Annotated in this window: 12 protein-coding genes, 1 tRNA gene and 2 pseudogenes; 11 read left to right on the top strand and 4 right to left on the bottom strand. The window is 63.3% G+C overall.

Annotated features, from left to right (window positions below):
• Nucleotides 1-87 precede the first annotated feature (87 nt).
• The 5 genes and pseudogenes from BKK80_RS12535 to BKK80_RS12515 all read left to right on the top strand — a co-directional run bounded on the left by BKK80_RS12535 (nucleotide 88) and on the right by BKK80_RS12515 (nucleotide 2,833).
• Nucleotides 88-309 carry a YgaP-like transmembrane domain gene (locus BKK80_RS12535; protein WP_071069671.1) on the top strand — a complete coding sequence of 74 codons (222 nt, stop codon included), beginning with the start codon at nucleotides 88-90 and terminating at the stop codon, nucleotides 307-309.
• 1 nt (nucleotide 310) lies between these two features.
• Complete coding sequence (locus BKK80_RS12530) at nucleotides 311-829, top strand: RNA polymerase sigma factor (RefSeq protein WP_071038304.1); 519 nt, start codon at nucleotides 311-313, stop codon at nucleotides 827-829.
• A gap of 158 nt (nucleotides 830-987) precedes the next feature.
• Nucleotides 988-1,072: transfer RNA gene (locus tag BKK80_RS12525), tRNA-Leu, on the top strand.
• Between the two features lie 164 nt (nucleotides 1,073-1,236).
• Nucleotides 1,237-2,448 (top strand): annotated as a pseudogene (locus BKK80_RS12520) (tyrosine-type recombinase/integrase).
• 1 nt (nucleotide 2,449) lies between these two features.
• Nucleotides 2,450-2,833, top strand: a complete 384-nt coding sequence (locus tag BKK80_RS12515; protein WP_071069669.1) for a hypothetical protein — start codon at nucleotides 2,450-2,452, stop codon at nucleotides 2,831-2,833.
• Here the strand turns inward: BKK80_RS12515 and BKK80_RS12510 are convergent.
• The 3 genes from BKK80_RS12510 to BKK80_RS37410 form a co-directional block, all read right to left on the bottom strand.
• Nucleotides 2,812-3,348: a DUF1643 domain-containing protein gene (locus BKK80_RS12510; protein ID WP_071069667.1), complete on the bottom strand. Its 537-nt coding sequence runs from the start codon at nucleotides 3,346-3,348 to the stop codon at nucleotides 2,812-2,814. The two genes, BKK80_RS12515 and BKK80_RS12510, sit on opposite strands and share 22 nt — an antisense overlap.
• Nucleotides 3,349-3,544: 196 nt before the next feature.
• Complete coding sequence (locus tag BKK80_RS37415; RefSeq protein ID WP_236903674.1) at nucleotides 3,545-3,886, bottom strand: hypothetical protein; 342 nt, start codon at nucleotides 3,884-3,886, stop codon at nucleotides 3,545-3,547.
• 6 nt (nucleotides 3,887-3,892) lie between these two features.
• A complete protein-coding gene (locus BKK80_RS37410; protein ID WP_236903673.1) occupies nucleotides 3,893-4,282 on the bottom strand; it encodes an ASCH domain-containing protein in 390 nt (129 codons plus the stop codon).
• A 35-nt stretch (nucleotides 4,283-4,317) separates the two neighbouring features.
• Here BKK80_RS37410 and BKK80_RS12500 point away from each other — a divergent pair, with 35 nt between their 5' ends.
• Nucleotides 4,318-4,941 (top strand): hypothetical protein, encoded by a 624-nt coding sequence (locus BKK80_RS12500; RefSeq protein WP_157903215.1) that lies wholly within the window; start codon nucleotides 4,318-4,320, stop codon nucleotides 4,939-4,941.
• Between the two features lie 20 nt (nucleotides 4,942-4,961).
• Here BKK80_RS12500 and BKK80_RS35585 read toward each other — a convergent pair.
• A pseudogene (locus BKK80_RS35585) lies at nucleotides 4,962-6,199 on the bottom strand (DNA cytosine methyltransferase); the annotation flags it as partial.
• Here BKK80_RS35585 and BKK80_RS12490 point away from each other — a divergent pair.
• Genes BKK80_RS12490 through BKK80_RS37195 form a run of 5 tightly spaced genes read left to right on the top strand, consistent with a single transcriptional unit; the run spans nucleotide 6,107 to nucleotide 11,790 of the window.
• Nucleotides 6,107-7,177: a baseplate J/gp47 family protein gene (locus BKK80_RS12490; protein WP_205683726.1), complete on the top strand. Its 1,071-nt coding sequence runs from the start codon at nucleotides 6,107-6,109 to the stop codon at nucleotides 7,175-7,177. The pseudogene BKK80_RS35585 and the gene BKK80_RS12490 overlap by 93 nt on opposite strands.
• 1 nt (nucleotide 7,178) lies before the next feature.
• Nucleotides 7,179-7,838, top strand: coding sequence for a DUF2612 domain-containing protein (locus BKK80_RS12485; protein WP_071069661.1), 660 nt, complete (start codon nucleotides 7,179-7,181; stop codon nucleotides 7,836-7,838).
• Nucleotides 7,839-7,895: 57 nt separating this feature from the next.
• A complete protein-coding gene (locus BKK80_RS36435) occupies nucleotides 7,896-9,269 on the top strand; it encodes a hypothetical protein (RefSeq protein ID WP_157903214.1) in 1,374 nt (457 codons plus the stop codon).
• A 53-nt stretch (nucleotides 9,270-9,322) separates the two neighbouring features.
• Entirely contained in the window at nucleotides 9,323-9,505 is a 183-nt protein-coding gene (locus BKK80_RS12475; protein WP_071069659.1) for a hypothetical protein, read from the top strand.
• Nucleotides 9,506-9,561: 56 nt separating this feature from the next.
• Nucleotides 9,562-11,790, top strand: coding sequence for a hypothetical protein (locus BKK80_RS37195; protein WP_205683696.1), 2,229 nt, complete (start codon nucleotides 9,562-9,564; stop codon nucleotides 11,788-11,790).
• Nucleotides 11,791-11,852: the final 62 nt, after the last annotated feature.

The following is an 11,852-nucleotide window of genomic DNA, read 5'->3' as shown; positions in this document are numbered from 1 at the left end:
GCATTTTTTTTGCCCGTGCGCGAATCCTCTCGCGCGTCCGCTGCCTCTTGTCGGTCGAGGGACTTCCTCGACTTTCAGGAGATGACGATGTTCTACGTGAAGAATGTGCCGGGCCGGGAGCGCGTACTGCGCATCGTTGCCGGAGCGCTTGCCGTCGCCGGTGCGCTGGCCTGGCTGCCCGCTAGCTGGCGCATCGCCGGAGCGCTCGCCGCCGCTGGCATCGTGGTATCCGGCCTGGTAGGCTTCTGCCCGATGTGCGCCATGGTCGGGCGGCGCCTGGACAAAGGCGCCGTCACCCGGCGGAACTGACATGAAGGTTGCCGAGCAACACCTGCCGCTGCTGCAGCAAGCCCAGACCGGGGATCCCGCTGCGCTGGCGGAGATCCTGCGCCTGTGCCAGCCCGATATCCGGCGCTACGCCAAGCGGCATTGCCTGGTCAGCGACATCGACGACGCCGTGCAGGAAGCGCTGCTGATCCTGTCACGCCACATCGGCTCGCTGCGCGCGCTGGCCGCGCTCTCGGGCTGGCTGTTCCGTGTGGTCGAGCGGGAATGCCGCCGGCTGGGACGCAAGGCGCTCCGCTTCGATCCCTACGACGAGGAAAAGCTCGACCACTGGCTGGGCTCACATTCCCGCGAGGGCCTGCGCATGGAGCTGGCCAGCGCCCTCGAATCCTTGCCGGCGGATTATCGCCAGATCATCCTGCTGCGCGACTTCGAGGAACTGACCGTGCGGGAACTCGCCGAGCGCCTGGGCATCAGCCAGGCGGCGGCCAAGAGCCGCCTGCACCGGGCACGGACGATGGCGCGGGAGTACCTGCTCGGTTAAGCGTGTACCCGCGGGCGGCCCGGCCGCCGCGGGGGCCTGCCGACCGCGAATGCCGCGTGCGAGAGGCCTGCCGGGAACGCGGAAACCCGCCTCGCAATGGATGGATCGACGCGCACCAGTTCACAAAATCGCTTCCAGCCGTTACAATGCGCCCCCTTGCCCAGATGGCGGAATTGGTAGACGCACTATCTTGAGGGGGTAGCGCCGCGAGGCGTGCGGGTTCGAGTCCCGCTCTGGGCACCACTCATTGGCCGCTGCAGTCCGCAGTGGTTCACCATCCCAAGTAAATCAAGGATTTAGGCGCATTTTGCGTCCGTTGGTGTTCGCCGTCGAACGTTGGCATCCTGCACTTTTTGGGGCATTCTTAGGGGCATCGCTGATGCCCCCATTCCCGGTGCCCCTATCCGATGCCCCGTACCGTTGAGCCACTGACCGACACGAAGATCCGCAACGCCAAGCCGCGCGAGCGGCCCTATAAGCTGTTCGACGGGGGAGGCCTCTATGTCGAGGTCATGGCCGACGGGCGGAAACTCTGGCGCTTCAAATACATCCGGCCGTCCGGCAGTGAGAGCCGCCTTGGCTTCGGGGCCTATCCTACGGTTTGACTGGCCCAGGCGCGCGCGCAGCGCGAGGCAGCACGCGCCCAAGTGGCCGCGGGCCGTGATCCGGGTGTCGTCAAGGAAGAAGGGCGCCGGGCAGCCAAGATTGCTGCTGGCCATTCATTCGAGGCGGTGGCCCGCGGTTGGTTCGAGACGCAGAAGGAAAGCTGGACCGAGAGCCACGCCGCCCGGGTGATTGCCTCCATGGAAAGGGAGGTCTTTCCGGAGATCGGGGCCATGTCGGTCGCTGACATTCGGGCGCCTGCCATCTTGGAAGTGCTGCGCAAGGTCGAGGCGCGCGGCGTGCGCGAGACGACGAAGCGGCTGCTGCAGCGGATGCGCGGCGTCTTCCACTATGGAATCATCAACGGCGTGTGCGACCGTAATCCCGCGGCCGACATCGACAGCGTCTCGGCGCTGCGTTCGGCGCCCGTCCAACACCAGACCCGAATCCCGCTCGCCGAGCTGCCGCAGCTGCTGCGCGACATTGATGCCTATCCGGGCGACCCGGTGACACGCCTGGCACTGCAGCTCATGACCCTCACGTTTGTCCGCACTAAGGAACTGATCCAGGCGCGCTGGGAAGAGTTCGACGAGGACAAGGCGGAGTGGCGCATTCCCGCCGAGCGGATGAAGATGCGTGACCCTCATGTCGTGCCGCTGTCCACCCAGGCCCTGAGAGTGCTCGGCGAGCTGCGAGAGCTCACTGGCCGGCGCGAGTTCGTCTTCTTCAGCGCGCGCGGCCGTGGTGGCCATATCAGCAATAACACGATTCTCTATGCGCTGTACCGGATGGGTTACCACTCGCGCATGACGGGGCACGGCTTTCGTGGGGTGGCATCGACTGCGCTCAATGAGCTAGGGTTCCGACCAGACGTAATCGAGCGCCAGCTCGCCCACGTCGAGAGGAACAAGGTGCGGGCGGCCTACAACCATGCCCAGTATTTCCCCGAGCGTCGGCAGATGATGCAGGCATGGGCTGATCATGTGTCGGGCATCAAACAAAGAATGGAGGCGTGACATGGATGATGTGGCTCGTAAATTCGATGTTCAGGCGGTGATTGATGGGCGGCCGGGGGACCCTGGCTATGTCAAATGGTTTGCAGATCGCGCGATCGAGCGCGCTCATGAGCTTGCGACGTTATTGGATGATTTGGCAAATCTCCGCGAGCCGTTTGACGAGGACTTCTTGTCGCGCGCGAATCTTGCCGTTGCTGAGTTGCGCGCCCTGACCTTTGGGGTGCAGCGTGCGTGGCTGGAGAAATTCAAGCTAGTCGGCTATTCCGCATGGGAGACCAGCGTTGTTGAGCAAGTCAACGGTCAAAGGGAGAGGGGAGAGCAATTTCATCGCCAAGTAAGGGGCTGGTTCGATATCAGCGAGCCCTACGCTGAACCGAGGCGCTGAAAGGGCTGCGGCCGCGTCTTGGCCGCGATGTAGAGCGGATGCTTCGGGCTGCCGTCCTGGTTCAGCCCGAGGTGGTAGAGTAACTTCCCGCGACCGCACATCCGGACGATGTGCAGGACCTCCGCCGCGCGCGCCGGCGCCGCCTTGTGGGCGCCCCAGGCGCAGATGACCATCGCGCACCGGTCGATCGCGTCCATGATGGCGCCGTCGTTCTGGTCCGCGCGCTCGCCCAGCGGGGCCGGGTGCGTCAGCAACCCGTCCGGATCGGTCGAGCGCAGCGGGAAGAGGTTGACCACTTCCAGGCGGCCGTACTTGCCGGCGATCGCGCGCTGCAGGCACCGGGTGATGGTCGGGTCGTCGACCTCGTGGTCTGCCGTCGACGGGTTGAGCATGATGAAGCCGAGCGCCGGCCGGCTGCTGTCCCACTCGCGCCAGAGGCGGTAGCGGTACTGCTCGCAGTCCGAGAGGATGGCGCCGGCCTCGCCGACGAGGGTCTGGGTGATCAGGCACTTCATGGGGCCTCCGATTTGCGAGCGAGACACGGGAAGAGGTCCGCCAATCCTTCTGGGCTGCACACCGGAGTGCGCGGGCGCCGCAGGCTTACCGGCACGCCGGCCACCATGACAGGATCCCAGTCGTCGAGAGACGGGGCGGTGCCGGGGTAACGTTCGACCTGTATGGCCGCGCGGGCCTGTCGATACTCGTCCAGCGTCAGTTCGCGCATTGGACCCTCCGAAACTCCACCACCCACACCCAGGGATTGGTCTCCCAGGTGCCGGCGCCGTTGATCTCTTCCCACAGTTGCTCGTACCGCTTCACGTGCGTGTCGCAGTGCAGGCAGTCCGTATCCGGCAGGGCACCACCGCCAGCACTGATGGCGGTGTAGAGACGAGTTCCGCCGCACCAGCGGCAGATGGAGTGGTCTGGCTCATACCGCTCGACGTCCACCTGCGCCACGCCCTCGGCCAGCGCGTCCTCCTCGCTAATGTCTTGCAGCCGCTCGACGCGCACGCCGGTGACCTCCAGCAGGATGCGCGAGGCCCAGCGCGGCATGTGAATTTATGGCCTCCAGCCTTGACGCAGGTTGTCCTCGGCGTCCATGAATTCCGGGGGAGGGCCGCCGTCGGCTGCGTACTCGCAATACTTCGGCGAGTGCGCGTCTTCCGGGCGGTTGTCCCAGTCTCCATCCCACATCGGGCCTTGCCAAGTCTCGCGCACCCACAGGCGCTCGCCAGGCCGGCCGTAGGGGCAGCCGAAGCGGGGCAGAATCTCCCCAATCAGGTAGTCCCGGGGCCCGCTGAATGACCGACCGCCGTACTGCACCACGCAGTCGTCACCGTCGCGCAATTCCGGCTGCGGCTTCACGATGCGCCGCGTCTGCGTCTTCCGGCCGTCGAGGATGGCGCGCACCATGGCGCCGGAGAACAGAATGGGGCGTTCCTTCGTCATGCTAGGATGCCTTCCAAAAAAGGGGGGCTTTCAAAATGATTGCGCGTTGGCGTAGCGCTGTCCTTGTTGCGATGGGCTTTGGCTTGGGCATGGTATTGACAGCGTTCACGATTTTTCCGCCCAAGAGTGCATCGGACTGGGCTGCTTGGATTCAGGCAGTAGGTTCGATTGGCGCAATCGTTGGCGCATACACAATTGGCCAACGGCAGGCGCGCGCCTCCCTCGATCAGGCAATTCACTTGCGTGACATGGAGATCAAAGCAAAAGGACAGGCCATGACTGCCGTGGTTGAAGCGGCCACTAAGCACGCTGCCTCGATCCGGGGATTGGCCGAGCGTATGCCCTTCGTGCCGTTCTACGGATACTGGCGACTTCTTGGAAAGGAAGAGACGGAGGCGGTGATTCGGTCTATCGAAGCGCTTCCGCTTCATGAACTTGCTAGTGCCGATAAGGTGATTGCCGTAACTGGCATAAGAAGCTCTCTCGCGCGCGTACGTAGCGAATGCGCAAAGCTTGACGAGATGGAAAACAGCCCACTCCTCCAGCTTGGATACCAGAAGCTTGCGGAGAGCCTTGCTGCGGAAGGGAAGTTTGTGGAATTCCATATGAACAAGTACAGGGGCGAGGTTCCTCCGGCTCACAGCGCATCTTCCGCCTAGCATCATTCTTGGGGAGTTGCTCATACGGCCTCCATTTGCTGCGTGACCGTCAGCGCAATCGCCACTGGCCGCACCCATACCGGCGTGTCCGACAGTTGGAACGTCTCGCCAGTCTCGGCCAGCAGCAGCGTGGTGCCCATCACTTCAGCGATCGCTTGAGCGGCATCCGGTGGTACCGCGTTGCCGATGCGCTCGCGCCAGGCCTGGTCGCTCTCGCCGTCCAACTTGAAGGCCTTGGGGCCAAGCAGGGCGGCGCGGTTGTGCGAGTCGAAGGTATCGATTTCCCGCTGTACCTTCGGATCAGGCGACCACATCTCCTCCGGATCGATAAGGCTTTGCAGGGCCGCCAGCTCCAGCGTGGTGAAGGGGCGGTGCCAGGTTCCATCCAGGGCACGGATGACGGCTACCAGCTTGTCGTTGGCCAGGGGCAACCGCGGGTCAGCGACCGACCATCGCCCGTTGTCATGACCGGCAGCTGCCGAAACAGCGCCGCTGTGCTGATCCCAGCCGACCACGCCGTAGTGACCGCCGGTCAGGTAGGCATCGCCGCGCTCGCGGCGCATGCCCGGGCGCGGGTCGGCCCCAGCAAATGCACCCTGGCCGGTGTCGCTGCGCGCGATGACCGTGCCGGCCGGCTCGCCGTAGCCGGTGACTCGGTACTTGCCAGCGCCTTCGAAGCCGGTCGAAGCGCGCGGATCCTGGACGCACTGCCCGGTGCCGTGTGCACTGGTAACGGCGCCAGCAGCCTGCTGCCAAGGCACGATCCGGAATTCGTTCTTCGGTGTGCCGCCATGGCGCGGATCCGCGACGCTGAACGTGCCCTGACCGGGATTGGTGCCAGCCGTGATGGCACCGGACGCTTCACCCCAGCGGAGAACCTGTTCAGGCTGCGCCAGTCGCTGCCGGCCTCGACAAAGGCCAAGCGCACCCACGTCTTCCACTGCAACGCTGGCACGCGGTGCATCGGGCCGCCGGCGGTCGCACCGGGCAGCGGCATGTGGCCCAGCACAGTACCTACGCCCTGCAGGCGTCGCACAGGTGGCTCGTACAGGAACGCCTGCACCTTCGCGGTGTGCCGTGCGACCAGGAGGAACCGCTTGCGGCTCTGCGCCAGCCCGCCGATCACACCACAGTCGTGCGTGGTCTCGTTCACCACGTAGCCGTAGTGCCTCAGGATCTGGCCAATCTGGTCGAGCAGGTGCCGGCCGCGCGTGGCCAACCGTGGCACGTTCTCGAAGACGATCAGCTCGGGCGGGTCGACGACGCCTTCTCGCCGGCCACGGCGCAGGGCGCGAACCTGTCCAGCGTAGTCAAGATCAACGGCCTGCGGCGCAATACGCCGAGCAACTCGACGGTCGACCAGATCATCGTCGGCGTGGCGGGCACCGTGATCACCAATGGCGTGACGCAAGACGCCAATGGCAACAAGTGGGCGCTGCCGACGGCGGTCACGATCCCGCCGAGCGGCACCATCACCGTGACGGCGACCTGCCAGACGGCCGGCGCGGTGCAGGCTGGGGTCGGCGCGGTCAACCAGATCGCGACGCCGACACTGGGTTGGCAGTCGGTCACCAACGCGAGTGCCGCCCAAGCCGGCGAGCCAGTCGAAACCGATTCCCAGCTGAAGGCGCGACAGGCCACGTCGACGGCGCTGCCGTCGCGGACGGTCCTGGAGGGGACGGTCGGGGCGGTGTGGGCGGTGCCAGGCGTGACCCGCATGACGCCCTATGAGAACGACACGAGCGTCGTCGATGCCAATGGCATCCCCGCCAACAAGATCTACCTGGTGGTGGAGGGCGGCGACGCCACGGCAATCGCCCAGGCCATCGCCGCCAAGAAGGGGCCTGGCTGTGGCACCTACGGTACGACGACCATCTACGTGACGGATGCCTACGGCATCGCCCACCCGATCAGCTTCTACCGGCCGACGTACGACGCCATCACCTGCGCGATCACGTTGAAGGCGCTGGCCGGCTACACGTCGACCGTCGGCGCGGCGATCCAGGCCGCGGTGGCCGCATACATCAACTCGGTGGTGATCGGCAGCGCGCCAAGTGGCTTCGTCGAATGGGATTCCGCTCTGGCGGCCGCGAAGACCGTGGCTGGCAGCAGCACGTTCCGCATCACGTCGCTGACGCTGAGCGGGCCCGGCGGCGTCGGCGCGCCGGACGTGCCGCTGGCCTTCAACCACGCCGGCCAGGCGACACCTGCGAGCGCGACGATCACGGCGACATGACATGGCACAGGCATCCGACTACACCGCGCTGATCACCACGCAGCACGCGGACAAGCCGAAGTTCATGGCCATGGTGGCCGTGGTCGCGCAGTGCTTTTCCGACCAGATCAATGTCATGCAGTCGATCCCGGCAGCGTTTGACCTGGACAACGCCGTTGGCGTGCAGCTCGACGCCGTCGGCCTGTGGGCCGGCATCAGGCGGCAGGTCCGGACGCCGCTGAACGTCTACTTCTCGCTCGACACCGTCGGCCTCGGTTTCGACCAGGGAAATTGGCAGGGGCCGTTCGATCCCAGCACCGGCCTGACGTCGCTCGACGACGGGACGTACAGGACGCTGATCCGCGCCAAGATCGCGGCGAATAGCTGGGACGGAACGGTGCCCGGCGCCGCTGGCGCCTACGCGAACCTGTTCGCTGGGTCGGCCAGCAACATCTTCATCCAGGACAACCAGGACATGACGATGACGGTGGGTGTGTCGGGGGAGATCCCGAGCGCGCTGCTGCGCGCACTGTTCTCCGGCGGCTACCTACCGCTCAAGCCGGAAGGGGTGCTTGCCAACTACGTCGTGCCATCGGTCAACAACACGCCGCTCTTCGGATTCGACGTCTCCAACCAGTACATCGCCGGCCTCGACGCCGGCTCGTGGGCGGTCCCCGCCTGATCCTTCGCACTTCGCCACAGGCCGCCTTCGCGCGGCTTTTCTCTTTTCGGAACACCCATGCCCATCCAGAACGACTTCCTGACCTTCGCTGCCGGGTCGGGTGCCAACGTGCTGACGCAAGCCCAGTATGCAGCACTGACGTCGCTGCTCGCCAATGGCTTTTCTGCCGGCGTTGCGCCGTCGGCGCAGCTCAACAAGGTCTGGCGCCAGAGCAGCATCATGACGGCGGTCCTGGCGCAGTTCATCGTTGCCAACACCGGCCAGACGGCCATCGACGATGGCACGACCGCGACGCTGCTGGCCAATCTGGCGACGGCGATCTCGGTGACCGCGCGCCAGAATCCAGTTCTGGCCGACACCGGCGCCGCGAACGCCTATGTGGTGGCCAACTTGGCCGCCTTCGGGGCCTACCCGACGGTGTCTGGTCTGACGCTGGATGTGGCGATAGCCAACACCAATACCGGCGCGTCGACGCTCAACGTCGACGGACTGGGCACGAAGCCGATTCTGGGGCTCGGTCTGCAGCCACTTCAGGGCGGCGAGCTGCCTGCGAAGGGCGTCGCATGCCTGCTGTACGTCGTCGCGTCGACCGTCAATGGTGGGAACGGCGCCTGGGTCGTGATGGAGTGCACGGGCGGCGCGCAACAGGTGGCCCAGGGGACGCAGAGTAATCACGCTGTGACCGTGGCGCAAGCGGCCGGCGTCGTTGGCCAGGCGCGCAATCTGAAGGTGAACAATGCCGTGGCCTCTGCGACGGCGGCGCTCACGGCCGACGAGATCATCGTCGAGACCGCACTCGGCGGCGCGCGCTACTGCCTGCCGAACTTCAATAAGACCATCAACCTAGCCGCCACCGGCGCCGGCGGCATGGACACTGGCACTGCGCCGGCCAATGGGTACGTGGCGCTCTACGCGATCTACAACCCCGCGACGGGAGGTAGCGCGCTGCTGGCGAGCAATGCTACGGCCGCTGCCGCCCCCAATGTCTACGGGGGTGCCAACATGCCCGCCGGATACACGGCATCGGCGCTGGTATCCGTTTGGCCGACGAACGCGGGCGGACAGTTCGCAGCCGCTGCACAGATAGATCGCAGCGTGTATTTCGCGCCGATCCAGGTGCTCAGCACGACTGCGACCGTGTCGACGCCTGCCGCGCTGAACATTGCCGCGGCAGTCCCTGCGAATGCACGTACTTGGACGGGTACTGGAACGACTTCCAATGTGACTGCTGGGGTCGGTTCATTCCTTACTGTCGCTGCCAATACCGGACAAGTTGGGCAACGTTTCATCAGTCAGACGTCGCCGGCAAACGGCGCCGGAATTAACGTGTCACTTAGCGACGTGCTCATTCAGACTCCTCAGACCACCTATTACACCAATACTGGAAGCGGTGCGATTGGCGCGGTCAACATCACGCAGTACACCTTCTGATTATGAGCACATCAAATGAGACTGCGGCCACATCTGCCGCAAATGGGGCAGCCATGCTCAACGTCCAGTTCTCCGACAGCACTCAGTTGACGATCGTGTCTTACTTCGCGTCCCCGCAAGCCGATTCGGTGTTCGCCAACCTGGGCGAGATCGATGAGAGCGACGCGCGGTGGGCCGCATTCTACGAGTCGCTGCCAGAGTTGGCGCGGTCTGGGATGCCGGTGCCGACCAAGTAGCCAGCGGATTCGAACAACACAAGCCGCCTCCGGGCGGCTTTTTCTTTGCCTGAGATATGACCTACGCTAGCCTTGCAGAAGCGGTAGACGGGTTCAAGCAGGATGCTGATCGCACACGCACGTTCAGTAACGGCGGCCCGACCGACACCTATACGACGGTGGATGGCACTCAGGTGCCGTCCGTGCAGAAGTTCCTGGCAGACAAGGATGCGGAGATCAACGTTGCGGCAAACGGCATCCTGGCGCAGGCGACCACTCAGGCTGGCATTGCCACCACGGAGGCGGGGAATGCTGCGGACAGCGCTAACAGCGCATCGACCTATGCAACAACCGCATCTACCAGCGCAACCAACGCATCGGACAGCGCCGCCGCCGCAGCAACGAGCGCCTCAAATGCAGCCGCTACGCTGGCAGGAGCGGCAAAGAGTGCGGACCTTGCGAATAACAGAGACACCGCGAAAGGGGCCGCACTGATCGGATCAGCCATACCGCAAAGCAGTAGCGGTATTACGCTGCCGTCATCTTTTGATGTGCTGATTAAGTCAGCGCCAATCAATCTGCTGCGGGCTCTCCCTGGTGGATATGTTGCTGATGGAAGTGTCGACTACTCGTCATATGTACAGCGCGTTTACGACTACCTGCGCGATTTCGGAGGTGGTGAGGTTATCGTGCCGCACAACATGTCGATTCTGGTAGGCAATCTAGTAACTTATCAGAATATCCATACTCGGGGATATGATCCGTCCGCAGTGCTGCTGGTGAAGCCCGGCTCATATGGCATCAGCCTCAACCCGGGCAGCGGCGGATCATCGGACCCGAGCACGAACGCACGAAATGTTCGCTTCAGCGGGTTCACTCTGCAGGGGCAAGTTGCTACCGCAGGGTTCTCCGAGCAAGTTCACCTTCTGAATTTGAATGCGTTCTCGTATCTCGAAATGGAAGACCTGATCATTGCCGGCTTTCAGGGTGATGGCGTCTACTGCGGCAGTTCCAATGTAGCAGCTACCGAGCGTCATAATCTCCGTTTTTCTGCTACCCGCGTGCTGTTCAACGGGGTCAACAATCAGAACCGAAATGGCATATCATTCATCGACATTGACGGCGCCCTGGTAGACGACTGCGAGTTTCAAAACTGCACGCGCTACAATATGCCTGGCGCAATCGATATGGAGCCAAACGGAGATGCATGGGGAATTATTCGAAATGTGACGATCCGAAAGAGAAAATTCCTCAATAATGGGGGAAATGTAGGAGAGGTTAGTGTTCTGGTGCCCGCAACTGTAACGAGTGCACCAAAGAATGTAACGATGGAGGACTGCACCTCGTACAATTATGTGGGTACAGGGTCTGTCTTTTCATTCGTAGCTAATAGGCAGCCTACATCCACAAGCGAGGATGCAAGCTTTTCCGTGATTCGTGTCACGGGGAAGACCGGGTATCAGCCATACTCGATTATGGGCGCAAAGCGTGGGCGGATACAGGGCTGCGATTTCACTGACTATACGCAGTCGGCGATCATGGGTTACACAACGGCAGTGCAGGGGGTTCGTGATATTGAGTCGGAATGTAATAGGCTAACCAGGGTTGGTTCTGTGCAAGGAACAGGTTTGCGTGTTGGTTATGCCGACTATTTTCGTTCGACACGGGACAAGCTGATCGACTGCGGGACTGGAACTGCCGGCTTGTCGAACGGTATCGACTTTATCAGTGGGTTATCTTCCTATGTATCATTTGATGGGCTGGAGGTCTCGGCGCCCACTGGGAAAACCCTTGTGGCAATTCAGAAGGAGGCGGCCCACGCGTTCAGCGCGAACACCAACCGGCTGATGGCGGCAAATCTGAACTCTCTGGCGAGCAACTTCCAGGCGGAAGAGTCGGACCTGTACGTCAGCGCCTATCTGCCTGTGGTGGTTGGCGCAAGCACGGCTGGGGCTGGCACCTATACCGTGCAGAACGGGCGCTACTACCGCATCAGCAAGCGAGTTTTCTTTAAGGTGAGGCTCTCTGTAGCGGCGGGACACACTGGGACTGGGCTGATCCAGGTTAGCCTACCGTTGCCGGCTGCAGCGGTTGGTGGTGACAACATCGTTACTCTCGGAGCAACCACGGTGAATGGCCTATCGGTCAGCGGCGGCTGTACAGCAAGACTCAACTCCGCGGCCACTGCCAACGGAGTCCAGGGCGCCGCGCGCATCTACTATGGGGCGACGGGGAGCTATGCGCAAGCTACGATCCCTGCGACAGCCTTTGAGGTCGAGTTCTCCGGGGAGTACACGACAACCTAAGACGGGCGTAAGGCAAGTGTCCAGGCACCCCGCCTTGTTGGGGAAGGGGGGCGATTCATCCT

Source organism: Cupriavidus malaysiensis (assembly GCF_001854325.1).
GTDB classification, from domain to species: Bacteria; Pseudomonadota; Gammaproteobacteria; order Burkholderiales; family Burkholderiaceae; genus Cupriavidus; species Cupriavidus malaysiensis.
The sequence above is the reverse complement of the archived record's forward strand: the minus strand, read 5'-3'. Positions and strand labels throughout refer to the sequence as shown.